The following is a 24,655-nucleotide window of genomic DNA, read 5'->3' as shown; positions in this document are numbered from 1 at the left end:
GGCTTTTTTATTGAGAACCTTGCCGAATTACTTCAGCTTGGTTTCCTTGTACATCACATGCTTGCGAGCGACAGGATCAAACTTCTTGATTTCCATCTTTTCAGGCATGGTGCGCTTGTTCTTGGTCGTGGTGTAAAAGTGACCAGTGCCAGCGCTAGATTCCAGTTTGATTTTTTCACGCATGATGAATCCTTAGATTTTTTCGCCGCTGGCGCGCAGATCGGCCAGAACAGCATCAATGCCGTTCTTGTCGATTGTACGCAAGGCTGCGTTGGTGATACGTAAGCTAACCCAGCGGTTTTCGCTTTCAACCCAGAACTTGCGGTTTTGCAAGTTAGGCAAGAAACGACGCTTGGTCTTGTTATTTGCGTGGGAAACGTTATTCCCAACCATCGGCTTTTTGCCGGTTACCTGACATACGCGTGCCATGGCGGACTCCGAAATTCGAAAAGACCGCATTTATACCATGAAACGAAGCGGCAATTCAAGTTAAATTGCTAGTTTTTAATGTTTTCCGGTACTGCCGAAGCCACCTTCGCCACGTTCACTTGAGGTGAAGTCCTGCACGATATTAAAGCTGGCTTGCATGACAGGCACGATCACCAGTTGGGCGATGCGCTCCATCGGGTTCAGCAGAAAAGCTTCCTTGCCACGGTTCCAGCAGGAGACAAGCAGCTGGCCCTGATAATCCGAATCGATGAGTCCGACCAGATTGCCCAGCACAATGCCATGTTTATGACCCAGACCCGAGCGTGGCAGGATCATGGCCGCATATCCCGGGTCAGCGAGGTGGATCGCCATGCCGGTCGGTATCAAGGTGGTCTCGCCTGGATGCAGGGTTTGGGTATGCTCAATACACGCCCGCAAATCCAGCCCGGCAGAACCCGGGGTGGCATAGCCTGGCATCATGTGATGCAAACGATCATCAAGGATTTTCAAGTCAACTTGTAAGCTCATTCAGGGATACTCGCGTCAGAAGTGGTTGAAGGAGGCAGCATGCCGGCCATATGTTGCAACAGCATGTGCGCCAGCATGGTTTTGGAGCCAGAAGGAAGCGGATGTTCACCATGATCATCTATCAGCACGATACGGCTATCGTCGCCCCCCATGGCTTCACTGACCAGGTTGGCCGCCAGCAAGGGGACATTTTTCTGCAGCCGTTTTTTGCGAGCATGTTCCAGCAACTGATTGCTCTCGGCAGCAAAGCCGACACAGAATGGCCGGTCAGGCAGGCTGCTCACCGCGGCCAGGATATCCGGATTGCGCACTAATTCGAGCTGCAGGGTATCAGCATGTTTCTTGATCTTCTGGTTTTGAATTTCTCGCGGGCGATAGTCGGCAACGGCAGCCACCGCAATAAAGACGTCCTGACCGCGCACTTCCGCCATCACGGCCTCATGCATTTGCTGGGCGCTGGTGACTTGAATAGTAGTGCAGTGCCTTGGTGCCGCCAGGGCTGTCGGCCCGCTGATCAGGGTAACATCCGCACCCATCTCAATGGCCGCCTGGGCAATCGCATAGCCCATTTTGCCAGAGCTGAAATTGGTAATGCCACGCACCGGATCAATAGCTTCGATGGTGGGCCCTGCCGTGACAAGAATACGTTTGCCTGCCAGCAAGTTGCTTGGGCATGTAACTTGCAGCGCATCCACTATGGATTGCGGTTCCAGCATGCGGCCCAGGCCGGTTTCGCCGCAGGCCTGTTCGCCGCTATCGGGGCCAATCAGGCGAACGCCGTCTTGTTTCAGTTGTGCGACATTGCGCTGGGTCGCCGGATGTTCCCACATCTGGCGGTTCATGGCCGGGGCTACGATCAAAGGACAATCGCGTGCCAGGCACAAGGTGGAAAGCAGGTCATCGGCAGCACCATGCACCAGTTTTGCCATGAAGTCAGCACTGGCAGGGGCGACCAGAATGGCATCCGCCTGGCGTGAAAGCTCGATGTGCGGCATGCCATTGGCAATGCGCTCATCCCACAAGTCGGTGTATACCGGGCGACCAGATAGGGCTTGCATGGTCAGTGGGGTGATAAAGCGCGTGGCTGCCGACGTCATTACCACGTCTACCTGTATGCCTTGCTTGACCAGCAGGCGCACCAGTTCGGCGGTTTTATAGGCGGCAATTCCGCCCGTCATGCCGACAACCAGATGTTGAATTGGACGAGTCATGATAAATTCTTGAATTAGTGGACTCATTTTAATACAAATTACGGCAGCGCCAGTCTGCCGATTGCACGATTTAAACGGGGATGCAGGGTATGTGGCGAAAACTCAGGATATTTGTATTGCTATTTGTGTTGGTGACCGTGGCCCAGCAAGCCTGGCTGAAAAACGGGCAGCCCGATTGGCACCGCACGTTGTATGTCACGCTATACCCGGTGAATGCCGACCTAAGTGAAGCCTCCAATGTGGCAATCCGCCGGCTGAATCAGGCACAACTGACGCAAATTGAAGAATATTTTGCCGAGCAGGGCAAACGATACCATCTCGCGCAGGCACAGCCATTTGCCGTGCATCTTGGGCCTGTGGTTGCGGATATTCCACCGCCCCCGCCGCGCAATGCCGGCATGCTGTCTACCATGACCTGGAGCCTGCATTTTCGCTGGTGGACCTGGCGGCATAGTCCGCCCACGCCGATAAAAGCCGATATTCGCCTTTATCTGCTCTATTTTGATGTGGCGGGGCATCCCACCTTGCCGCATTCCACCGCCCTCAGCAAAGGCCGCGTCGGGCTGGTGAACGTATATGCCGATCCCGGACAAACCGCGCAGAATAATGTGGTGATTGCCCATGAGCTGCTGCACACCGTGGGTGCCCGCGACAAATATGATCTGACGACCACACAACCGCATTACCCAGAGGGATACGCCGAGCCGGACCGGCAGCCCTTGTATCCGCAACGCTTCGCTGAACTCATGGCTGGACGTATACCAGACAGCCAGCATGGCGCGCATATTCCGGCAAATCTGTCACAGACGTTGGTGGGGGACCTCACAGCCAGGGAAATCGGATGGCAACCATGAGGAAACATAACGTATGGCAATTATCGATTGGCCGGAAGGGGAGCGCCCGCGCGAAAAGCTGCTGACGCAGGGTAGTAGCGCATTGTCAGATGCTGAATTGCTGGCGATTTTTTTACGCGTAGGCGTGACTGGCAAAAGCGCAGTCGATCTGGCGCGCGAGCTATTGCAGGTGTTTGGCAGCCTGAATGGTATTTTTGCCGCCAGCCTGGAACAGATTTCCCGGATCAAGGGCATGGGCAGCAGCAAGTATGTGCAGCTGCAGGCGATTTTTGAGATGAGCCGGCGTGCGCTCACTGAAGAAATGCAGGCGCGCGATGTCATGAGTTCGCCGCAACAGGTGCGCGATTTTCTCAGCCTCAAGCTGGGAGGACTGCCGCGCGAAGTGTTTCTGGTGATATTTCTGGATGCGCAAAACCGCGTGCTGGCACATGAGGAGATGTTTGCGGGTACGCTGACACAGACCAGCGTGCATCCGCGGGAAATCGTCAAGCGGGCGCTGTATTACAACGCGGGCGCGGTGATCCTGGCCCATAACCATCCCTCCGGTGTTGCCGAGCCCAGCCGGGCCGATGAAATGATCACGGCTCAGCTGAAGACGGCGCTGGATCTGGTAGATGTGCGCGTGCTGGATCATTTTGTCGTGGCGGGCAATACCACCTTGTCGTTTGCGGAACGCGGCCTGCTCTAGGATGGCGCCTCGCTGAAGCCGACTAATTCTGCTCGATCAGCTCTGCTCGATGGGGGTCACGGTGACGCTGACATCCAGCTGCTGGGCCCCACCGCCCAGTACTACACCCCGCATGGGCGAAATATCGCTGAAATCGCGTCCCCAGGCGACGGTGATGTGATCCGTCTGCACCAGGCAGTTGTTGGTCGGGTCAAAATCCACCCAACCCGTATCCGGGCAGTAAACCGAGGCCCAGGCATGCGAGGCATCGGCACCGATCATACGCTCCTGGCCTTCCGGTGGGGTGGTGAGGATATAACCGCTGACATAGCGGCAAGCCAGGCCCAGGCTGCGCAGGCAGGCAATCATCAGGTGCGCAAAATCCTGGCATACGCCACGGCGCCCGGCCAGCACGTCGGATAAAGGCGTAGAAATGCTGGTGGCCTGATCATCAAATTCAAAATCCTGGTAGATGCGCTGGGTCAGGTCCAGCGCGGCTTCGAGCAAGGGCCTGCCGGGCGTGAAGCTGGGCGCGGCGTAATTTGCCAGCGTATGGTGGCGACCCGCCTTGGGCGAGCTGAACAGGAACGCCTGCGCCTCGATATGCGTGTTGTAGTGCTGGATCAGCTCTTCTTTCACAAACTCCCAGCTCGGGCTTTGGCTTAGTGAAGCGGGCAATACGCGCGGCAGCACCTCCACGGTGGATTCCGAGATGACAGACAAGGTTTGGTGCGGGCTGTAAATGGAAAAATACAGGCGAGAATTGCCGAAATAATCCAGCCGCTGCGAGGTCTCGCTGGGATTGGGCGAAATGGTGATCTGATGCGCCAGCGTGGTTTGCCATGCCAGGAGTCGCGGCGTCATGTGCAGCATGTGCTGCGACAAGGTCACATCAAAATCGTACTGATACTCGGTCTGGTGCTGGATGTGATAGCGCATGGCGGTTTAGTTGGCGGTGGTGTCCGAGAAGCTGAAAAAGCGATGCCCCAGCTGCGTAGAAATATCCACGCTGGCTTGATAGGTGTCGCTCAGCCATACCATCAACTCCGGGCTGTTGTGATGGAACGATGCATCCACATCAAACGCGCGCAGGCTTTCCATGCGCTCCATCATGCGTCCTTCGCCGCCACCGCCGTTGTAGGTGGACGATATCTGCGACAGGTATTTCACCAGTCCGCGTAACTGGAACATCATCGCATTCGGATTATTTTCATCAATCAGCAACAGATAAAGCACTGGCAACCACTCTGGCTGCGCCGCATAGCGTGCGCGATAGGTGACGATGGAATCGGTCAGTTCCAGCAGCCAATCCAGGCTGCTTTCGGCCGGCATCGCCAACGCCTTTTGCAACAGGATGCACAGAAACTGCAGGCGTTCGATGCGGCGCCCCAGGGACAGGAAGCGCCAGCCCTGGTCACGCGTCATGCTGTCCAGCGTAAAGCCGGAGATGGTGACCAGGGAGGTATTGGTTTCATCCAGCACCGCCAGCGCCTCGCTCAGGGAGGCTTGGGCATCACGCTCGGCAAAACGCAGATGCAGCTGGTTGATCAGGCGCCAATGGTCGCCCGACAAGCGTTCGCGCAGGCTGAATGCCAACTGGAAAAACTGGGAAATGTGATTGGCCAGGCTGGAACTGTCGTTGGCAAAAATGGCCGCAATCAGCAGACACTCAATGGCGTTTTCATCTTCGGCAAACAGGGGGTAATTGCCGTCAGACTCCTCATCTTCAGGCGGCATGAGGTTGTACCAGACACACATGGCTTTGACGGTAGGCCATTCCACAGCCCGATGCTCGGGCGAGAAATCCAGCAGGTAATGAATGGCCGTGCGCAGCAGTCGGGTGGCATGGTAGCTGCGCACCGAATGACGGCCAAACCAGAACAGGTTTTCAATGACGCGGCTGGAAAGGTGAATGTTGTCATGCACCAGCCCGGCACTGGAGGTGGTCTTGCGCAGCAGGCTGGGGGTATTCGGCTTGAACTCGGGCGTGATCACCCAGGTATCCTTGCTGCAGCCGCTGCCCTGCATGGTGATCACACGCTTGCTGGCATTGCTGGCAACCCGTGTCAGGCCGCCTGGCATGACGATATAGCCATTGGGCGTGGCACAGGCAAATACCCGCAGCCCCACCGATTGCGCCTGCATCTGCTGCAATTGACTATTCCAGACCGGTGCCTGCGATACCTTGACCAGCTCCTGCGCCAGGTAGTTTTCCGGATTGGCGCGCAGTTGCGCAATCAGCTCCTCACGTGCTGCGCCATCCAGGTCCTGCCCGTAAATCATGATTTCACGTGTGTGCAAAAAGGCGTTCTTGATCAGCAAGCGATCCAGATTGGCAATCACGGTCTCCAGCGCCTGTGGCTCGCCGCACCACCACGTGGCGACGGAGGGCAGCATCAAGGGTTGCTTGAGCAGATGCTGGCTGAGCGCGGGCAAAAAGCCCATCAGCGCGCCCGATTGCAGCACATTGCTGCCCAGGCTATTCGCCAGCAGCACATGGCCGCGACGCGCGACTTCGGTGAGCCCGGCAATGCCCAGCAGCGATTCGGCATTCAACTCCAGCGGGTCGCAGTAAATATCGTCGAGCCGCCTGAGGATGGCATGCACAGGCTTGAGGCCTGCCAGTGTTTTCAGCCAGACCACGCCTTCGCGCACGGTCAGGTCGTTACCCTGTACCAGCGGAAAACCGAGATAGCCTGCCAGGTAGGATTGCTCGTGATAGGTTTCATTGAAGGGCCCCGCCGTCAGGATCACGGTAAGCGGCTGCTCGCTGGGGCTCAGCGGGGCGATGTTGGGGTTTGCTTGCGATTGCCGATAGGCACACTCACGTCCCCAATGGGCCAGGCTATCGCGCAGGCTGGCAAAAAATCCGCTCAGGCGCTGGATGTTAAGGTCACGGAACAGATCGGGAAACACGCTGGAAATCACCATACGGTTTTCCAGCGCATAGCCTGTGCCCGCAGGCGCCTGCGTGCGGTCCGACACTACCCACCAGCGGCCATCGGCTGAGCGGGCGAGGTCTACGGCATACATGTGCAAAGCGACGCCATCCGGCTGCGGAATGCCATGGCACGGGCGCAGGAAACCGGCATTGCCGTGTATGAGGGCTGGTGGCAGCATGCCTTGCGCCATCAGTGTCTGTTCACCGTAAATGTCGCGCAACACGGTGTTGAGGATGGTGGCACGCTGAATGACGGCGGCTTCGATATGTGCCCATTCATCCTGCGGCAGGATAAAGGGCAGGGGGTCCAGATCCCAGGGCCGCTGCCCGCCCTGAGTGTCGGCGTAGGCGTTATAGGTCAGGCCGTTTTCGTGTACCAGTCGACGCACGTTTTCAACGCGCTTGCGCATCTCGGCAGGCTCTTCACCACTTAATGAATCTATCAGTGGCTGCCAGTGAGGGCGGGGCGTTCCGGGCGATTGCAGCAACTCGTTATGAGAGTTTGCCGCAAACGGGTATTCGTTCAGTATCGAAGACAGCATGGCGCAATATTAAACAGCTTGCCACCGCAGGTCGAGCGTAAACGGGAATTTCGGGTTGCGCGGTTCTTCCGCAATCGATACCGCCCCCGGCGTGTGACCATGATCCCAGAAGCGCGTAAAGCGGCGCGCCTCGGCCTCAAAGGCATTGACCGGGAAGCTGTCGTAATTGCGCCCACCGGGATGGCTGACGTGGTAAGTGCAACCACCTATTGCCCGCCCGCTCCAGGTATCGACCAGATCAAACACCAGTGGCACATGCGGCGCGATGGTGGGGTGCAGGGCGGACCAGGGGCTCCAGGCACGGAAGCGCACGCCCGCGACATATTCGCCGGCAATGCCGGTGGCTTGCAGCGGCAGAGGTCTGCCATTGCAGGTGACGATATGGCGGCCATCCGTGAGACCGCGTACGCGCAACTGCATGCGTTCTACCGAGGAATCCACATAGCGCGAGGTGCCGCCACCGCTCATTTCTTCGCCCAGCACATTCCAGGGCTCGATGGCCTGACGCAATTCCAGCTCCACGCCGTGGTAATTGACCGTGCCGTAACGCGGGAAACGGAATTCGACAAAAGGATCAAACCAGTGTTTTTCGAAGGCATAACCCGCTTCGCGCAGGTCCGCCACCACATCGGCAATATCCTGGGCAATAAAATGCGGCAGCATCCAGCGATCGTGCAGCTCGGTGCCCCAATGCACCAGCTTGCCCTGGTAGGGCTTGCGCCAGAAATGCGCCACCAGCGCCCGTAGCAGCAGCATTTGCAGCAGGCTCATGCGGGCATGGGGCGGCATTTCAAAGGCGCGGAATTCCACCAGGCCCAGACGGCCAGTCGGGCCATCAGGCGAATAGAGTTTGTCGATGGAAAATTCGGAACGGTGCGTATTTCCCGTCAGATCCACCAGCAGATTGCGCAGCAGCCGGTCGACCAGCCACGGGCGCTCACTCTCCGTGGTGTCTGGCAATACCTTGTCCATTTGCTGAAAGGCAATCGCCAGCTCGTAGAGATTGTCGTCGCGCGCTTCATCCACCCGTGGCGCCTGGCTGGTGGGGCCGATAAAGGTGCCAGAAAACAGATACGACAATGCCGGGTGGTTTTGCCAGTAGGTAATCAGGCTTTTCAATACATCCGGTCGGCGCAGCATGGGACTGTCGGCCGGGGTGGCGCCGCCCAGAGTAGCGTGGTTGCCACCGCCGGTGCCAGTGTGGCGGCCATCCAGCATGAATTTCTCGGTGCCCAGGCGGGTCTGGCGGGCTTCTTCATACAGGGTGGTGACATTACCCACCAGCTCCTGCCAGCTCGCTGCCGGGTGGATATTGACCTCGATCACGCCCGGGTCAGGCGTGACGCTGAGTGACTTGATGCGTGCATCGCGAGGAGGTGGGTAGCCTTCCAGCCAGAGCTTGAGCTGATGCTTGGCTGCGGTGGCTTCAACCGCCGCCACCAGGGTCAGGTAATCCTCAATGCGCGACACGGGCGGCATGAACACATGCAGCCGTCCGCCGCGGACTTCCACGCACAGCGCGGTGTGCACTACCTCGCGTGCTTCCGGTTTTTTCAGGCTGGCCTTGCCGGGCTTACTGCGGGCCAGAGGTTTTTCCGGCAAGTCTGCTCTGGCTTCAAAGGGATCCACCGCAAACTCGGGCTCGACATCGTCGGGCAATACCCATGGCAGCGAGGCTAATGGCAGGCGCAGGCCCATGGGCGAGTCGCCGCTCAACAGGTAAAGATGCTCCCGGCGTAGCGGCCATTTGCTGGTGCGCCAGCTGGTGGTTTTGCTGGTGGATTCCGGCTTGAGTGGAATCACATAACCAGCGGCTTTGCCCAAGCCTACTTCCAGCAGTTGTGCCAGACGTTTGCGTTCTTCGCTGGCAGCAAGGTCGGCCTGCAGGGGGTCAACATTGTCCGGCAGGCGCTGTTCCAGCAAGGCTTGCTGCATGACATCCTCATACGCTTCTATCATGCAGGCCGGGGGCAGGCCCAATGTTTCCACCAGGCTGGTAGCAAACAGTCTGGCCTCGGCTACGTCGTAATTCTCCGGCTGACCATCCCTGGAAAACAGCGAGGCATCGTTCCACATGGGCTGGCCATCCACACGCCAGTACATATTGATGGCCCAGCGCGGCAAAGGCTCGCCCGGGTACCATTTGCCCTGGCCATAATGCAGCAGGCCGCCCTGGCTGAAGCGCTCTTTCAGCCGCAGCGCCAGCTTGCCTGCCAGTTCACGTTTCTTGTCGCCATGCGCCTGGGTGTTCCACTCGGGGCCGTCCATGTCATCGATCGATACAAAGGTGGGCTCCCCACCCTGGGTGAGCCGCACATCCTGCTTTTGCAGATCACGGTCTACCTGCTGACCTATCTGGTCTATCTTTTCCCAGTCTTCTTCACTATAGGGTTTGGTGACGCGCGGGTCCTCGTGTATGCGCGTGACACTCATTTCATGGTGAAACGTAACTTCTGCGATGTCGGTAAAGCCGGTCACCGGCGCAGCCGAGGCGGGCATGGCGGTACACGCCAGCGGTATATGGCCTTCGCCTGCCAGCAAGCCGGAGGTCGGGTCCAGGCCTATCCATCCGGCGCCGGGAATATACACTTCGGTCCAGGCATGCAGATCGGTGAAGTCGACTTCGGTGCCACTGGGGCCATCCAGCGCCTTGATGTCGGCGGTGAGCTGAATCAGGTAGCCGGAGACAAAGCGTGCCGCCAGGCCAAGGTGGCGCAGTATCTGCACCAGCAGCCAGGCGCTGTCGCGGCAGGAGCCACTGCGTTTTTCCAGCGTTTCTTCCGGCGTTTGCACGCCGGGTTCCATGCGCACCAGATAGCCGATATCGCCTTGCAGACGCTGGTTGATGGCCACCAGGAAATTGGCAATGCTGAGTGGTGCGCCCAATAGCTGGCTGCGCGTGTCGTCCAGCCACTTGGCCAGCCTCGGGCCTGCCGGTTCCGCTTTCAGGTAGGGAGCGAGTTCGTATTCCAGTTGTTCGGTATAGGCAAAAGGGAACTGCTCGGCGTATTTTTCCACGAAAAAATCGAAGGGGTTGATGACCGTCATATCGGCCACCAGCGTCACCGTGAAGTCCAGCTGGGTGACTTTTTCCGGGAACACAAAGCGTGCAATGTAATTGCCGTAGGGATCCTGCTGCCAGTTGATGAAGTGCTTTTCCGGGTTTACCGTCAGCGAGTACGACAACACCGGCGTGCGGGCGTGGGCCGCGGGCTTGAGCCGTACTTCATGCGGAGAGAGATTAACCAGGCGATCAAAGGTGTAGCTGGTCTTGTGGTGCAATGCAACGCGTATGGCCATGCGAATCCTTCACAACTGTTCTTAAGTTCACGAGTCTTGAGTCACGAATCTTTGGGTCACGAACGTTCTTGGACTTATTCAGATGGCAGGCCAACATGACCTGCCACGGCCATGAATACCAGCATGAACCATGCCAGCAAACGACTGCTGAGCCTGTTTTCAGGCTGTGGGGGAATAGCGTGGTACTGCTTCAGCCCAGCGCACACCGGGAGTGAAGGCTAACTTGGCTTTTAGTATGCGCTGGATCGAGGAAATAAACCGTGCTCTTTAAAAAATGAACGCTATTTCAAAGAGCACCTATCAGGAATGGCTTAACGACCCTTGCCGCTCATGGAGCCGCGGTTGTAATCCTTGTCGCCTTGCGGAATGCAACGACCAAAGCCGAGGAAGCCGCCTTGCATATTGGATGGACAGCCCTGGTTTTCCGGGAACTGCTTGGCGATTTCCTTGGCTTCAGCTGCTTTTGCCGTATCCACGAATTCCCAGCGGCCATTCGGGTGCAGCACGACTTTCTCGCCCTTGTCGGTGGTGCCGGTGATGTCTTGCGCCTCACTGTCGGCGGCATGGGCGAAAGGAGTAAGGGCGGCCAGCAGCAGGCCGATGTAAACGAATTTCATGGATTGTCCTTATGGTTAAGCGGCAGTTCTGCCGTGCAGTTGTACCAGTTTTTTCAGTTCGGGCACGCAGGAACCGCATTGCGTACCGCATTTCAGCTTGTTTTGCAGGGTAATGAAATCAGCGCCCATCTGTATGGTATCAATAATTTCGTTCTCTGCCACATTCAGACAATTGCATACAATCTTGCCGCGACTCCTCTGTCCGGTGGGTGGCGCACTCAATGGCGCCAGCGCCCAGCGCCTGAGCTCATCGCTGAACTGGCCTTCCGTCATGACTTCGCGCAGCCACTCGGCGGCCAGGGTTTCGCCTATCAGCCGCACACCAGTCACTTGCTGGCGACCGGTCGCGGCGTCGGGCTCCACCAGAATACGCTTGCTGATACCACGCCGTGCATCCTGATAATTCAGCATGGGTGCGCCTTCTGTCATACCAAGCAGTGCATCCAGCGCATCTATCACCGCGGCATCGGGGGCCGCATGATGGGCGGCTTGCAGCACGACCATACCGTTGCCGCGCCCATAAAGCCCGCAACTCGCATAGTCGAAACTGGGCAGCAGGCGGCGAATCGCCTCCAGCAACTGCATGTCGTGGCAGTTGCGCATCACGGTCATCTGCCATGGCAGCTCGACTTTCTCCAGCTTGACCGCGGTGTGCTTGAGTTCGGGCTGGCGTGAGAATTTGTCAAAGGCCGATGGCATCAGCGCATTGCAGCCCAGCCCGCTCATGAACTGGCTGCCCCAGTGCATGGGAATAAAACTCTGCGCCGGCTGGATCTCATCGGATGGTTGCGCCCGCAATGTCAGGCTGCCACGTTTGTTGCTGACCTTGACCAGGTCGCCCGGCTTGATCTGGCGCCGCTCCATGTCCTGCTGGTTGAGCGAGATCACCGGCTCATCCACATGGTTGAACAGCTGGGCCACGGTGCCGGTGCGGCTCATGCCATGCCACTGGTCGCGCAGGCGTCCGGTGAGCAAATGCAAAGGCTGTCGCGCATCGGTTTTGTCGGCGGTGGGTTTGTAATGCGCAATATGAAATTGCGCGCGGCCATCCGGTTTGGGGAAAATGCCATCACTATATAAGCGTTGTAAGCCAGTGCTTACCTTCTCGTTAAGCGGCCACTGTTGTGGGCCCTGCGTATCCAGAAGCTGATAACTGAGGCCGGTGATATCGAGGTCACGACCGCGGGTGGATTCGCGGTGCTCATTGAAAATCGTCTCGGGAACCATATAGTTGAACAATGTGTTTGCCTTGCCCAGCCGCTGCTCAAGGCGTTGGGCAAAGTCGACCACAATCTCCCAGTCATGGCGGGCTGCCCCCGGTTTGGCGACGGCTGGGGTGATATGCGTAATGCGCCGCTCGGAGTTGGTGACGGTGCCTTCTTTCTCGCCCCAGCTGGTGGCGGGCAGCACCACATCGGCATAGATATTGGTATCGGTATTGCCGTACGCATCCTGCAATACCACCAGTTCGGCATTCTCCAGCGCGGCCCGTACCTGGTTGAGGTCGGGCATGGAATGCGCCGGATTGGTGCAGGCAATCCAGATTACCTTGATTTCGCCTGATTTCAGGGCATCGAACATCTCGACTGCGGTCTTGCCTGGTGTCGCGGGTACATCCTCCACACCCCATAGTGCGGCCACCTCGGCGCGATGCTCTGGATTATCCAGATCGCGGTGGCCGGATAGCAGATTCGCCATGCCACCCACTTCGCGTCCGCCCATGGCATTGGGCTGGCCGGTAAGCGAAAAGGGACCTGCGCCCGGTTTGCCGATCTGCCCGGTGGCGAGGTGCAGATTGATAAGAGCAGCGTTTTTATCGCTGCCATGGATGGACTGGTTGAGCCCCATGCAATACATGGAAAGTGAGGGACCGCTACCAAACCACTTGGCGGCAGTCACCAGATCGGCTTCGCGGATACCACAAATGTCCGCCACCATCTTCGGCGTGTATTCCCGCACGGTTTCCTTCAGCGCATCAAAGCCGTTGGTGTGCTCACGGATAAAAGCCTGATCCAGCATGCCTTCCCACAGCATGATGTGCAGCATGCCGTTGAACAGGGCGACGTCGGTGCCCGGCTGAATGGCGAGATGCAGGTCGGCGAAGGTGGCGGTATCGGTGCGGCGTGGGTCCACCACCACGATTTTCATGTCCGGATTGCGGGCCTTGGCATCTTCAATGCGGCGGAAAATGATGGGGTGGGCATAGGCGGTATTCGAGCCGGCGATGAAAAGACAGGCGGTGTGATCGATGTCTTCATAGCAGGCGGGTGGAGCATCCGCACCTAGCGTCAGTTTGTACCCACTCACGGCGGAACTCATGCACAGACGCGAGTTGGTATCGACGTTGTTGGTGCCGATCAGGCCTTTGGCGAGCTTGTTGAAGACGTAATAATCCTCGGTCAGCAGCTGGCCGGAGATATAAAACGCCACGCTGTTGGGGCCATGCTCGCGTATGGTCTCGGCGAAGCGGTCTGCCACATGGTCGAGAGCCGTATCCCAATCAGTAGGCTGGCGCGGGGCCTGACGGCTGGTGCGCATTTCGGGTTGCAAGACGCGCGTATCCAGCTTGGCCGTGAGGTGCAGCGTGGAGCCTTTGGTGCACAGGCGGCCGAAATTCGCCGGATGATCGGGATCGCCGCGCACGCCGGTAATGCGGTCATCTTCGCTGGTGATGATGACGCCGCAGCCAACGCCGCAATAACAACAGGTGGATCTGGTTTCTTTTAACATGATTCTGGGTACCGCTGGTTAAGGCCAACACGAGAGTAAAGGATAGACTGCGTCCCAGCATGACGGGCAAGCCAGGCAAGTGACGCTGATCTTCCATATCCGTGTTGCATGATCAAACGCATGGGGCGGACTGCCTTCAGGACGGAATGTCCAGGAATACCATGCCGTCTTCTACCTTGACGGCGAAGCAGGCAGTCTCGCCCACATCCGGCTCTTCGGCCTTGCCATCGATCAGGCTGATTTTCCAGCTATGCAGCGGGCAGGCCACCTTGTCACCATACACAATACCTTGCGACAGCGGGCCACCTTTATGCGGGCAGCTGTTGTTCAGGGCAAACACGCGGTCATCCTCAGTGCGGAATACGCCGATGTCGCCTTTGGCTGTGCGCACCACGCGCGAGCCCAGCTTGGGAATGTCAGTCAAAGAGGCAATTTTGGTCCAGGTACTCATAAAAAAAACTCCAAATCAAGAGATGACAACGCAACAACAAAAACACAAAACGTAGTAACACAAACTCAATAAACCGCTGTCCTGCGCTCGCCTTAACTCGGCCGCATTACGAGACGATCAGCAAGTACAGCAGCATGAAATTCACCATCAGCGATACCAGCGCAATCCACTGCCATTTGACCAGTCGCGCCCGTGCAATCAGCGGTGTGCGCGGTGGCGGCAAAATCGGCCGGGTTTCGCCTATCTCCAGCGCCAGCAGCATTTCTTCCGCGGTTTCAAAACGGTGCTCGGGCAGGCGGGCGACGGCTTTCAGCAAAATATTCTCCAGCCAGCGTGGAATCTCCGGCCGATAACGCGTAGGCGGCACCGGCTCGCCAAAGCGCGGATGCTGGAAAGGCTCAATCTCGCCATAGGGATATTTGCGCGTCAGCAGGTAATACATGGTCACGCCCGCCGCATAAAGATCGCTACTAACCGAGGCACCGGCGCCATCAAACAGCTCGGGCGCCATGAAACTCGGCGTGCCGGGGTTATCCATGCTGGCGATATGGCCGGTGACCGGGCTCAACGCCACGCCCAGGTCCAGAATGCGCAAACGCTGATCCATCGCCATGTGCAGATTGGCGGGCTTGATATCGCGATGCAGAATCTGCAGGCGGTGCAGGGCGCCCAAACCGCGCAGCAGGGCAATGCCAATGCCGGTAATGCCAGCGGTGGTGAAGTGATGACCATTGTCCAGCCGGTGTTGCAGGGTGGCGCCCTCATGCCAGCTCATCACGTAATACAGCTGGCTGCGCTGTTCGGCGGTCAGGGGCAGTACTTGCGGCAGGTATTGCGATACCACGCGCTTGGCCAGCCATTCTTCATTAAGCAGGGCCTGGCAGCTGTCGCGGTCTTCCGCCAGCAGAGGTTGCAGGGTCTTGAGTACCCACAGCTGATTGGTGATGCGGTGGCGCACTTTATAGATCAGGCTGGCGCGTGACTCATGCAAGACGCTGAGCACTTCAAACTGGTCGATGACATCGCCCGCTTTCATCTTGGGCGGCACCCGCAAATGGCGGTGTTCGGCCAGCAGGTCAGTGAGGGTTTCCTCACCCAGCTGCACCACATGTGCCGCCAGCACGGTGGCATTGTCGTGACCGCCCTGGGCTATCGCCAGCCGGGTCAGCTCATCGCAGATTAACTGCGGGTTATCGTAAAGCCCCATGACATGATGCAGCGTCGCCTGATCCAGCACATCCCACACGCCATCGCTCATCAGCGCGTAGACATCGCCTACCTGCAAAGCGCCATCGGCATAGTCGACCGACAAATGCTGGTCGAGGCCAATGGCCCGTTTCAGCACATGCCGCATGTCGGGGCGTTCCCACACATGGTCGGTGGTGAGTTGTTGCAATTCACCATGGCGCAGGCGATAGATGCGGGTATCGCCCACATGGGCCGAGTAAAAGCGCTGGCCGCGAAACACGATCAGCGACAGCGTGCTGGCCATGCCGGCAAAATCCTTATGCTGGGCCGCTTGCGCCAGCAGCCAGCGGTTGGCGGCGGTGATCACCTTGTCCAGCGCGCTATGCACTTCCCAGGTATCAGGTGTGGCGTAGTAGTCGGACAAGATGCTGCGCACGGTCATTTCAGCGGCCTCGCGCCCACCGGCATTGCCGCTGACACCATCGGCCAGGGCGATCAGCGCACCCTTGGTCTGCAACTGCATGCCAACCGGCGTCACCATGCCCGCAAAATCCTCATTGCGTTCACGCGGGCCGGTGGCCGTGCTTTGGCCGAGCAGCAATTGCAGCGACATGAAAATCCTAGACCTTGGCCGACGTCACGGCGGCCGAGCCCCAGGTGGTGCGCCAGCGTTTCTTGACGCTGGTAAGGCCGATCACCGCCAGAATGGCCAGACCGGCAAACACGGTCAGCCCGATCTGGTAACTGCCCGTGACCTGCTTGGAGTAACCCAGGCTTGAAGCCAGATAGAATCCGCCCACGCCACCCGCCATGCCCACCAGTCCGGTCATCACGCCGATTTCCTTGCGGAAGCGTTGCGGCACCAGCTGAAACACGGCGCCATTGCCCATGCCCAGTGCCAGCATGGCAGCGATGACGACAGCCAGGCCAGCCACTTGCTGCGCGGGCCCAAAACTCAGCACGAACAGGAAAAACGCCGCGACGATATACATGACCGTCAGTGTGCGGATGCCGCCTATGCGGTCAGCCAGATTGCCACCCAGTGGCCGCACCAGCGAGCCTGCAAATACGCAGGCCGCCGTAAAGTAGCCGGCATGCACTGGTGACAAGCCATATTGATCGTGGAAATAAATGGTGAGCGAAGACGCCATGCCAACAAAACCGCCAAAGGTCACGCTGTAAAAAAACATGAACCACCAGGCATCGCGGTCTTTCAGCACCGCCACATACTGGCTGATGGACTTGGCGGCGGGGGCATCGGGCGCATCCTTGGCAAATATCAGATACACCACCAGGGCAAACGCCAGTGGGATCAGCGCCAGGCCGAAGACATTATTCCAGCCATAGGCAATGGCAAGGCCTGGTGCAAACAGAGCAGCCAGCGCCGTACCCGAATTCCCCGCGCCGGCAATGCCCAGCGCCGTGCCCTGATGCTCCGGCGGATACCAGCGCGAAGCCAGCGGCAAGGCGACTGCAAAGGCGGCACCAGCAAAGCCGAGAAACACGCCCAGCAACAGGGTGTGCTGATAGCTGTGTATGCCATGCAACCAGGCCACCAGTAGCGCGGCGATGACAATCAGCTGGCCAATCAGCCCGGCTTTTTTCGGCTTGATCTGATCCACCAGAACGCCCATGACAATGCGCAACAAGGCGCCTGTCAGCACGGGGGTGGCGACCATCAGGCCTTTTTGCGCCGGGGTCAGTTGCAGGTCGGCGGCGATCTGCACCGCCAGCGGACCCAGCAATACCCAGACCATGAAACTCAGGTCAAAGTACAGAAAGGATGAAAACAGGGTGGGCTTGTGCCCGGCCTGCCAGAAACTTTTTTGCATGCGAATCTCCTCAGCAATGCCGGGTGCCAGCGCAGACTCAGGCTATCACAAGCCTGAGCCACGCATGGCACGCGGTGCGTTAAACGGTAATGGTGTCGAATTCCTTGTGCGTTTCGCGCTGATTGGCACGTTCCGCCCACGGGTCGGTGGCGCCCTGCAAGGCAAACATCAGCCGCTCGTAGGCGGCCTTGCGGCCTTCGGCGTCTTCCAGAATGCGCTTCTTCACATAATCCAGACCCACGCGTTCTATCCAGTGCACGGTGCGGTCCAGGTAGCGCGCTTCTTCGCGGTAGATCTGGATAAAGGCACCGGAATACTCGATGACCTCTTCCGCCGTTTTTACCTTGCACAGGAACTGCGCGACTTCAGTCTTGATGCCGCCGTTGCCGCCGACATAAATCTCCCAGCCGGAATCGACGCCGATCACTCCCACATCCTTGATGCCGGATTCGGCGCAGTTGCGCGGGCAGCCGGAGACGGCAAATTTCACCTTGTGCGGTGCCCACATATGGTCAAAGGCTTTTTCGATATCAATGCCCAGCTGGGTGGAGTTTTGCGTGCCAAAGCGGCAGAACTCGGAGCCGACGCAGGTTTTCACCGTGCGGATGCTTTTGCCATAGGCATAGCCAGACGGCATGTCGAGGTCTTTCCACATATCCAGCAGGTCTTCCTTCTTTACCCCCAGCAAGTCGATGCGCTGGCCGCCGGTGACCTTGACCATGGGCACGGCATACTTGTCGGCCACATCGGCAATCTTGCGCAGCTGGTCTGGCGTGGTGACGCCGCCGTACATGCGCGGTACCACCGAGTAGGTGCCGTCTTTCTGGATATTGGCGTGAACTCGTTCATTAATAAATCTTGATTGCGGATCATCCTTGGCTTCATGCGGCCAGGTGGAGATCAGGTAATAATTCAGCGCCGGGCGGCAGGTGGCGCAGCCATTCGGTGTGCGCCAGCCCATGCCCTTCATGGCATCGGGTATGCTGAGGTATTTGTGCTTGCGGATTTCATCGCGCACTTCTTCGTGGTTGAAGTCGGTACAGCCACACACCGCTTTGGAGGTGGAAGGGGGCGCATAGCCGCCGCCCAGCGTGGAAGCCAGAATCTGCTCGACCAACCCAGTGCAGGAGCCACAGCTCGAGCCTGCCTTGGTCTGTTTCTTGACTTCATCTATGGTAAACAGCCCCTGGCTCTTGATCGCCTTGACGATGGTGCCCTTGCATACGCCATTGCAGCCGCAGACTTCCATCTCGTCGGTCATGCTGGACGCTTTGTCCTGGCCCTGGTGGCCGGTATTGCCCAGGCTGTCCTGGCCGAACATCAGGTGGTCACGAATCTCGTGAATAGGCTTGCCATCGCGCAGCAGCTGGAAGTACCAGCTGCCGTCGGTGGTGTCGCCATAGAGCACGCTGCCGATGATTTTGTCATCTTTGATGACGAGTTTTTTGTAAACCCCGCCAACTGCATCGTGTAAAACAATTTCTTCGGAGCCTTCCGTCCCGCTGAAGTCGCCTGCCGAGAACAGATCAATGCCGGTTACCTTGAGCTTGGTGGAGGTGACCGAGCCCTTGTAGAGGCCAATACCGAAATTGGCCAGGTGGGTGGCGCAGACTTTTGCCATCTCAAACAAGGGGGCAACCAGGCCATAGCTGATGCCACGGTGGGCCACGCATTCGCCTACGGAGTAGATGCGCGGATCGTAGGTCTGCATGGTGTCATTGACCACAATGCCGCGGTTGCAATGGATGCCTGCTGACTCTGCCAAGGCATAGTTGGGGCGTATGCCCACGGCCATTACCACTAGGTCGGCGGCAATCTCGCTGCCATCCTTGAAACGCACGCCGGTCACGCGGCCGTTTTCGCCCAGAATCTGTTCCGTGTGTTTTTCCAAGAGAAAGCTGAGGCCTTTGGCTTCCAGCGATTTTTGCAGCATCTTGCCTGCGGTCTTGTCCAGCTGGCGTTCCAGCAGCCAGCTGCCAAGATGCACCACTGTGACATCCATGCCCTGAATCTTGAGACCGTTGGCAGCTTCGAGGCCCAGCAGGCCGCCGCCAATCACCACCGCATGCTTGTGCGTTTTGGCGGTCTCTATCATGGTATCCACGTCTTTAATGTCGCGGAAACCGATCACGCCATCCAGCTCCTTGCCGGGAATCGGCAGCATGAACGGTGTCGAGCCGGTGGCCAGCAGCATGCGGTCGTATTCGGCCTCGGTGCCATCTTCGGCATAGGCGATGCGGCGCGTGCGGTCTATCTTCACAATGCGCTTGCCGGTATGCAGCGTGATGTTGTGCTCGGCATACCACTCGCGCGTGTTCAGGATGATGTCATCAATGGTCTGCTCGCCTGCCAATACGGGCGAGAGCATGATGCGGTTGTAATTGGGGTGCGGCTCATCGCCAAACACGGTGATTTCATAGAGATCCGGGGCTATCTTAAGCAGCTCTTCTACGGTTCTCATGCCAGCCATGCCATTGCCGACGACGACCAGTTTCATTTTTTTCATACTCATTCTCCTACCTCTTAAAAATCACGCAGCAGCAACGGCTGCCACGTCCAGGTTCAGTTGTGCCAGGCGTACCACATCGCCCACCACGATAATGGCCGGGCTACCCAGGCCCGCCTGCTTCACCGCCATGGGCAGCATGCCCAGGCTGGTGACGACTTGCTGCTGCTCCGGCAGGCTGCCTTGCTGGATCGCCGCTGCCGCTGTCTCTGCCGATAAGCCTGCTGCCAGCAGCTCGCTGACGATGCTGGCGAGATGCTTCATGCCCATGTAAATCACCAGCGTGGTGCCACTGGCGGCCAGTGCCTGCCAGTTGGGTTGCTCACCATCGCGGGTATGGCCGGTGACCAGCGTGACGCCATGCGTATACTCGCGATGTGTGACCGGCACGCCAATCGCCGCCGCTGCAGCTATACCGCTGGTAATGCCGGGGATGATGTCGACTGCAATGCCCGCTGCACGCAGCTCCAGCATTTCTTCACCGCCACGGCCGAACAGGAAGGGATCACCGCCCTTGAGCCGGGCCACAGTCTGGCCCTGCTCGGCGAGCGATACCATCAGGCGATTGATGAAGTGCTGCGGAGTCGACTTGCAGCCGCCGCGTTTGCCTACTTCCACAATGCGCGCCTGGGGTGCATGCGCCAGCAGGGCGCGGTTCACCAGGTCATCCACCAGCACCACATCGGCTGCCTGTAATGCCTTCACCGCCTTGAGCGTAATCAGCTCCGGGTCGCCGGGGCCTGCGCCTATCAAATACACTTTTCCTGCCATCGCATTCACCGTTTCAATCTTGATACATTGTGTTCAAGGCCCACCGCATTAGCGCTGGGCCGACTTCATGGCGCTGACGATGAGTTCGTCCAGTTCGCCCGTAATGGTGGTGAGCACACCTGCCACCACCGAAAATTCCTTGCCTGCTTCACCCGCACGCGCTGCCATGATCTGCGCGTTGACCGACACGATCTTGGCCTGCTTGGCGATCTGCTGGATGTTGCCCATCAGCGCCCTGTGCTCTTTTTGCTGGGCGTGGGCGTGCTGCTTGGCTTCCACCTCATATACCTGCGTGATCTGATTGAGCAGGTTGACCAATGGGGTGGCCTGTTTGCCCAGGGATTCCACCTCGGCGACGGCGGCTTGCGTGCCGAGCGCGCTGATGGCGGATCGCGCTTGCAGAATGAAGGCGCGGATGCGCTTGTCTGCCTGCTGTTCGCCAAAATAAATGGCCTGCAGCGCAGGGAAAAACACACCAGGCAGTGTGGCATAGCCTTTTGTCAGCTCGCCATGGCTGTTTTCAAACAGGGCTAGAGCCTGTTCGGCCACGTCTGCGGCTTCTTCATGCTGTTGCGTCGCCAGAATGGCATTGAGGATGATGCGTTGCGACAACATGCGCTGGCGCCCGGCCAGGTTGATCAGCGAGCTGAAAGTCTCGGAGCTGACGGTCTTGGGCTCGGCACGGTGCGGGCGGCGATGTTGTAAAACAGTATTCATGCATGCATCCATCTGGTTTTAGTTGCTAAACGGTATCTGCATCGGGCGATGCAGATACCACGGGTTGATGACAAGTCCTGGCGGATGTATCGGCCTAGAACGTGTACATCACGGTCAGCCACAACTTTTCGGTATCGCGAATCCGCCCGCGATTGCCAGCGGTGGTATCAGCTGCAGCCAGCAATGTGTAATGGTCATCCTCGGTGTATTTGCCGTATTCCAGCTTGGTAACCAGGTGCGGGTTCACGTTGTAGGTCACGGCGGTATTCCACTCGGTGCCATACTTGTTGCCAAAACCACCGCCCACAGTGTTGAAGCGTTCGTCTGATTTCAGGACGTGGTAATCGGCAAAGAACAGGAAATCGCCCCATTTGTAGGTGGCGGTGACAAAGCTGTCCTGGATGCCTTCTACCGGCGTGGTCAGGAATTTATCGACCCAGCCCTGGAACAGGTGGTTGGTGCCAAATGGGGTCTGGAAGGCATACTGGCCGTTGTTGCTGGACAGCAGTTCCTGATCGGCGCGTATGCTGAAGTTATCAATGCCGACGCCGCCACCCAGCTTGTAGTAGTGGGCGTCAATGCGGGAGTCACCACCGCTGTAATCGGTCTGCTTGGCATATTCGGCGGTGTAGAGCGCACGCAGGTTGGGGTTGAACGGGTGCACGCCATCCAGCCGCAGACCCAGGATCTTGTTGCCCTGGTCAGCGTTCTGGTTGATGTTGCCATTCTTGCCTTGGGCGACCCCACCGGTACCGGCGGCATTGCCAAACCAGCCACGGCCATAGCCCAGGTCATCAAAGCCGGAGAAGTAGCCATAGCCCACCAGGAACTCGGTAGGCGACAGGCGGTATTTGGCATTCAGGATTTCCAGCGCGCCGTTGTCACGTGTTTCGGTGGTGATCTGCTTCACGCGCTCCATATGCCCCACAAAGACTTCGGTATTGGGGATGGTTTTGTTGAGCAGGCTGACACCGTCAAACACCTGCATGACCTGACGGAAACCGATGTCGCCAATAAAGCGCACATTGTCCAGGTTGATCTGCTGGCGGCCCAGGCGCACGCGGTTGTTCTTGATGCCGGTCCAGTCGATATAGAGCTGGTTGATGCCGGTGTAGTCGGGGTCAACAATCTTGGCGTATTCGGCATGGCTGGTCTGGTTGGATACGCTGTTGATCAGGGTGCCGTTGGTGCTGTCGTTGTAGTCATCCTGAAACTTGGCGACATCGATCATCTGCGCCGCAAAGCTGAAATTCTTGTAGGGCGCGGTTTGCCAGCCGATCAGGCTGCGCAGGGTCAGGCCTTCGCCATCCTTGAGCGCGTTGTTGGCGGCTGACGTGCCCGCCGGGCCCAAGCCGTCCTGATTCACGTTTTCATAACGCAGGCGAAAGCTGGTGAGATTTTTGCCGGTTTTGACCGCATCCATGAAGGTGTATTCCGGCAGCGTCTCTTCTGCCATGGCGATGGATGCCTGTGCGCTGCCCAAGGCCAGCAGTACGCAAATGCTGGCTTGACGCAAGGTGAAACTCGAATTACTTTGCATGTGTTGCTCCTTTTTTTCTGATGAGGGGTAACTTGCTGTACCGGCCCGTCCTGACCGACGGGCCACTTTTTTGCCTGTTTGTTTAAATACTCGTATTGCCTGCTCAAGCCGCCTTCTTTGCGTGGCGTTCATACAAAAACTTCAGCACTTCACTGCGCAGATGGTTGTAGTGGCTGTCTTCTGCCAGCTCCAGCCGTTTGCGCGGGCGCGCCAGTTCCACGTCCAGGATTTCACCGATAGTGGCGGCCGGGCCGTTGGTCATCATCACAATGCGGTCTGAGAGCAGCACGGCCTCGTCCACATCGTGCGTGACCATCACTGCCGTGCAGCCGGACTTCGCCATGATGGCCATCAGCTCGTCCTGCAAATGGGCGCGGGTGAGGGCATCCAGCGCGCCAAACGGCTCATCCAGCAGCAGCACCTTGGGTTCCATGGCCAGCGCACGGGCAATGCCCACGCGCTGTTTCATGCCGCCGGAGATTTCATTGGGGCGTTTGTCGGCGGCATGGGCCAGGCCCACCAGCTCGATCGCGGCCTGGGTGCGTTTTTTCAGCTGGTCCTTGGTGTCGGTGGCGCCAAAGACGCGTTCCACCGCTAGGTAGACGTTTTCACTGCAGGTGAGCCAGGGTAGCAGCGAGTGGTTCTGGAACACCACGGCGCGCTCAGGGCCGGGGCCAGCAATCTCGCGGCCCGCGCAAAACAGGTTGCCATTGGTGGGTTGCAACAGCCCGGCAATCAGATTGAGCACGGTGGATTTGCCGCAACCGGAGTGGCCGATGATGGAGATGAACTCGCCTTCGCGTATGCTGAAGTTCACATCTTTCAGCGCTTCAAACGTGCCTTTTTTGGTGAAGAAGGTCATGTTCACGTTTTCCAGCTGCACGTACTTTTCTTGCAGGATTTTTTCCATGATGGGTTCCTTATTCGTAGCTGAAGCGGCGGGCCAGGGAGGTCAGTGCCAGCTCCAGCAGGAGGCCGACAATGCCGACAACGAAGATGGCGATGATGATGTGTTCCACATTCAGGTTGTTCCACTCATCCCACACCCAGAAGCCGATGCCGACACCGCCAGTCAGCATTTCTGCCGCCACGATCACCAGCCAGGCCACACCGATGGACAGACGCACGCCGGTCATCATGTATGGCAGCACAAAGGGGAACAGAATCTTGGTGACGATCTTCCACTCGGAGAGGTTGAGCACCTTGGCGACGTTCATATAATCCTGCGGCACCTTGCTCACGCCCACGGCGGTATTGATGATCATGGGCCAGATGGCCGAGATGAAAATCACCCAGATGGCCGCCGGGTTGGCCGCCTTGAATACCAGCAGGCCGATGGGCAGCCAGGCCAGCGGCGATACCGGACGCAGGATGCCGATGATGGGTGCTGCCATGCGCGACATGAACTGGAAACGGCCGATGATGAAGCCCAGTGGTATGCCTACCAGCGCGGCCAGGCCAAAGCCCAGGCCCACACGTTCCAGCGAAGCCAGGATATTCCAGCCTATGCCCTGGTCATTGGGGCTGTTGTTGTAGAACGGGTCGCTGAACAGCTCCACTGCCGAGTGCCAGGTGCTGACGGGGCCAGGCAGGTTGGGTGATTGATAGGAGATCAGCGTCCATACCGCGATCATGGCCAACACCCCGAAAACCGGCGGCAGCAGCCATTCAAAAAACGCACGCAGTTTCAGGGCGCGCGCACTGGGGCGCTTGCTCGGTGCCATGCGCGCAGCTGCGGGCTGGACAGCGGCTTTCACTGCCGTGGGGGTGGTTTGCTCATTCTGCATGATGGTCTTGATGCTTTCCTTGCTTATTCCGATTGCACTCATGA

20 protein-coding genes are annotated in these 24,655 nt (G+C 58.3%); 2 read left to right on the top strand and 18 right to left on the bottom strand.

Annotated elements, in window-relative coordinates; genetic code table 11:
* Positions 1–27: 27 nt before the first annotated feature.
* From rpmG to coaBC, 4 genes are all read right to left on the bottom strand, one after another.
* Positions 28–183 (bottom strand): 50S ribosomal protein L33, encoded by a 156-nt coding sequence (gene rpmG / locus ACWWD9_RS12675; protein ID WP_013441158.1) that lies wholly within the window; start codon positions 181–183, stop codon positions 28–30.
* A gap of 9 nt (positions 184–192) precedes the next feature.
* On the bottom strand, positions 193–429 hold the full coding sequence (gene rpmB, locus ACWWD9_RS12670; RefSeq protein WP_011478680.1) for a 50S ribosomal protein L28: 237 nt from the start codon (positions 427–429) through the stop codon (positions 193–195).
* A 75-nt stretch (positions 430–504) separates the two neighbouring features.
* Positions 505–957, bottom strand: a complete 453-nt coding sequence (gene dut, locus ACWWD9_RS12665; RefSeq protein ID WP_015829270.1) for a dUTP diphosphatase — start codon at positions 955–957, stop codon at positions 505–507.
* The gene (gene coaBC, locus ACWWD9_RS12660; RefSeq protein WP_455867236.1) at positions 954–2,168 is read right to left on the bottom strand and encodes a bifunctional phosphopantothenoylcysteine decarboxylase/phosphopantothenate--cysteine ligase CoaBC; all 1,215 of its coding nucleotides are present in this window, start codon (positions 2,166–2,168) and stop codon (positions 954–956) included. The genes dut and coaBC overlap by 4 nt, the downstream gene beginning before the upstream one ends.
* Positions 2,169–2,293: 125 nt before the next feature.
* On the opposite strand from coaBC, the gene ACWWD9_RS12655 reads away from it, so the two are divergent.
* Both ACWWD9_RS12655 and radC read left to right on the top strand, forming a co-directional pair.
* Complete coding sequence (locus ACWWD9_RS12655; RefSeq protein WP_455868162.1) at positions 2,294–3,022, top strand: hypothetical protein; 729 nt, start codon at positions 2,294–2,296, stop codon at positions 3,020–3,022.
* A 13-nt stretch (positions 3,023–3,035) separates the two neighbouring features.
* Positions 3,036–3,710, top strand: coding sequence for a RadC family protein (gene radC, locus ACWWD9_RS12650; protein ID WP_455867235.1), 675 nt, complete (start codon positions 3,036–3,038; stop codon positions 3,708–3,710).
* 36 nt (positions 3,711–3,746) lie between these two features.
* Here radC and ACWWD9_RS12645 read toward each other — a convergent pair whose 3' ends face one another.
* From ACWWD9_RS12645 to ntrB, 14 genes are all read right to left on the bottom strand, one after another.
* The gene (locus ACWWD9_RS12645; RefSeq protein ID WP_455867234.1) at positions 3,747–4,628 is read right to left on the bottom strand and encodes a transglutaminase family protein; all 882 of its coding nucleotides are present in this window, start codon (positions 4,626–4,628) and stop codon (positions 3,747–3,749) included.
* Positions 4,629–4,634: 6 nt separating this feature from the next.
* Positions 4,635–7,172 carry a circularly permuted type 2 ATP-grasp protein gene (locus ACWWD9_RS12640; protein WP_013441164.1) on the bottom strand — a complete coding sequence of 846 codons (2,538 nt, stop codon included), beginning with the start codon at positions 7,170–7,172 and terminating at the stop codon, positions 4,635–4,637.
* Positions 7,173–7,181: 9 nt separating this feature from the next.
* Positions 7,182–10,472, bottom strand: coding sequence for a transglutaminase family protein (locus tag ACWWD9_RS12635; protein WP_455867233.1), 3,291 nt, complete (start codon positions 10,470–10,472; stop codon positions 7,182–7,184).
* A 311-nt stretch (positions 10,473–10,783) separates the two neighbouring features.
* Positions 10,784–11,089: a hypothetical protein gene (locus ACWWD9_RS12630; protein WP_013441167.1), complete on the bottom strand. Its 306-nt coding sequence runs from the start codon at positions 11,087–11,089 to the stop codon at positions 10,784–10,786.
* 15 nt (positions 11,090–11,104) lie between these two features.
* On the bottom strand, positions 11,105–13,819 hold the full coding sequence (locus tag ACWWD9_RS12625) for a nitrate reductase (protein ID WP_455867232.1): 2,715 nt from the start codon (positions 13,817–13,819) through the stop codon (positions 11,105–11,107).
* 136 nt (positions 13,820–13,955) lie between these two features.
* A complete protein-coding gene (gene nirD / locus ACWWD9_RS12620) occupies positions 13,956–14,270 on the bottom strand; it encodes a nitrite reductase small subunit NirD (protein WP_455867231.1) in 315 nt (104 codons plus the stop codon).
* A gap of 106 nt (positions 14,271–14,376) precedes the next feature.
* On the bottom strand, positions 14,377–16,071 hold the full coding sequence (locus tag ACWWD9_RS12615; RefSeq protein WP_455867230.1) for a protein kinase domain-containing protein: 1,695 nt from the start codon (positions 16,069–16,071) through the stop codon (positions 14,377–14,379).
* A gap of 7 nt (positions 16,072–16,078) precedes the next feature.
* Positions 16,079–17,290, bottom strand: coding sequence for a nitrate/nitrite transporter (locus ACWWD9_RS12610; RefSeq protein WP_455867229.1), 1,212 nt, complete (start codon positions 17,288–17,290; stop codon positions 16,079–16,081).
* A 79-nt stretch (positions 17,291–17,369) separates the two neighbouring features.
* Positions 17,370–19,796 carry a nitrite reductase large subunit NirB gene (gene nirB, locus ACWWD9_RS12605; RefSeq protein WP_455867228.1) on the bottom strand — a complete coding sequence of 809 codons (2,427 nt, stop codon included), beginning with the start codon at positions 19,794–19,796 and terminating at the stop codon, positions 17,370–17,372.
* 24 nt (positions 19,797–19,820) lie between these two features.
* The gene (gene cobA, locus ACWWD9_RS12600) at positions 19,821–20,567 is read right to left on the bottom strand and encodes a uroporphyrinogen-III C-methyltransferase (RefSeq protein ID WP_013441173.1); all 747 of its coding nucleotides are present in this window, start codon (positions 20,565–20,567) and stop codon (positions 19,821–19,823) included.
* A 48-nt stretch (positions 20,568–20,615) separates the two neighbouring features.
* On the bottom strand, positions 20,616–21,284 hold the full coding sequence (locus ACWWD9_RS12595; protein ID WP_455867227.1) for a type IV pili methyl-accepting chemotaxis transducer N-terminal domain-containing protein: 669 nt from the start codon (positions 21,282–21,284) through the stop codon (positions 20,616–20,618).
* Between the two features lie 94 nt (positions 21,285–21,378).
* Positions 21,379–22,824: an alginate export family protein gene (locus tag ACWWD9_RS12590; RefSeq protein ID WP_013441175.1), complete on the bottom strand. Its 1,446-nt coding sequence runs from the start codon at positions 22,822–22,824 to the stop codon at positions 21,379–21,381.
* Between the two features lie 103 nt (positions 22,825–22,927).
* Positions 22,928–23,734, bottom strand: a complete 807-nt coding sequence (locus ACWWD9_RS12585; protein WP_013441176.1) for an ABC transporter ATP-binding protein — start codon at positions 23,732–23,734, stop codon at positions 22,928–22,930.
* Positions 23,735–23,744: 10 nt separating this feature from the next.
* Positions 23,745–24,653, bottom strand: a complete 909-nt coding sequence (gene ntrB / locus ACWWD9_RS12580) for a nitrate ABC transporter permease (protein ID WP_013441177.1) — start codon at positions 24,651–24,653, stop codon at positions 23,745–23,747.
* Between the last annotated feature and the right edge of the window lie 2 nt (positions 24,654–24,655).

This window comes from Methylovorus sp. SPW-M1 (assembly GCF_053848825.1).
The sequence above is the reverse complement of the archived record's forward strand: the minus strand, read 5'-3'. Positions and strand labels throughout refer to the sequence as shown.

Coding starts and splice junctions, on each gene's coding strand:
- rpmG (WP_013441158.1), bottom strand. CDS start 183: ATGCGTGAAAAAATCAAACTGGAATCTAGCGCTGGCACTGGTCACTTT.
- rpmB (WP_011478680.1), bottom strand. CDS start 429: ATGGCACGCGTATGTCAGGTAACCGGCAAAAAGCCGATGGTTGGGAAT.
- dut (WP_015829270.1), bottom strand. CDS start 957: ATGAGCTTACAAGTTGACTTGAAAATCCTTGATGATCGTTTGCATCAC.
- coaBC (WP_455867236.1), bottom strand. CDS start 2,168: ATGACTCGTCCAATTCAACATCTGGTTGTCGGCATGACGGGCGGAATT.
- radC (WP_455867235.1), top strand. CDS start 3,036: ATGGCAATTATCGATTGGCCGGAAGGGGAGCGCCCGCGCGAAAAGCTG.
- ACWWD9_RS12645 (WP_455867234.1), bottom strand. CDS start 4,628: ATGCGCTATCACATCCAGCACCAGACCGAGTATCAGTACGATTTTGAT.
- ACWWD9_RS12640 (WP_013441164.1), bottom strand. CDS start 7,172: ATGCTGTCTTCGATACTGAACGAATACCCGTTTGCGGCAAACTCTCAT.
- ACWWD9_RS12635 (WP_455867233.1), bottom strand. CDS start 10,472: ATGGCCATACGCGTTGCATTGCACCACAAGACCAGCTACACCTTTGAT.
- ACWWD9_RS12630 (WP_013441167.1), bottom strand. CDS start 11,089: ATGAAATTCGTTTACATCGGCCTGCTGCTGGCCGCCCTTACTCCTTTC.
- ACWWD9_RS12625 (WP_455867232.1), bottom strand. CDS start 13,819: ATGTTAAAAGAAACCAGATCCACCTGTTGTTATTGCGGCGTTGGCTGC.
- nirD (WP_455867231.1), bottom strand. CDS start 14,270: ATGAGTACCTGGACCAAAATTGCCTCTTTGACTGACATTCCCAAGCTG.
- ACWWD9_RS12615 (WP_455867230.1), bottom strand. CDS start 16,071: ATGTCGCTGCAATTGCTGCTCGGCCAAAGCACGGCCACCGGCCCGCGT.
- ACWWD9_RS12610 (WP_455867229.1), bottom strand. CDS start 17,290: ATGCAAAAAAGTTTCTGGCAGGCCGGGCACAAGCCCACCCTGTTTTCA.
- nirB (WP_455867228.1), bottom strand. CDS start 19,796: ATGAAAAAAATGAAACTGGTCGTCGTCGGCAATGGCATGGCTGGCATG.
- cobA (WP_013441173.1), bottom strand. CDS start 20,567: ATGGCAGGAAAAGTGTATTTGATAGGCGCAGGCCCCGGCGACCCGGAG.
- ACWWD9_RS12595 (WP_455867227.1), bottom strand. CDS start 21,284: ATGAATACTGTTTTACAACATCGCCGCCCGCACCGTGCCGAGCCCAAG.
- ACWWD9_RS12590 (WP_013441175.1), bottom strand. CDS start 22,824: ATGCAAAGTAATTCGAGTTTCACCTTGCGTCAAGCCAGCATTTGCGTA.
- ACWWD9_RS12585 (WP_013441176.1), bottom strand. CDS start 23,734: ATGGAAAAAATCCTGCAAGAAAAGTACGTGCAGCTGGAAAACGTGAAC.
- ntrB (WP_013441177.1), bottom strand. CDS start 24,653: ATGAGTGCAATCGGAATAAGCAAGGAAAGCATCAAGACCATCATGCAG.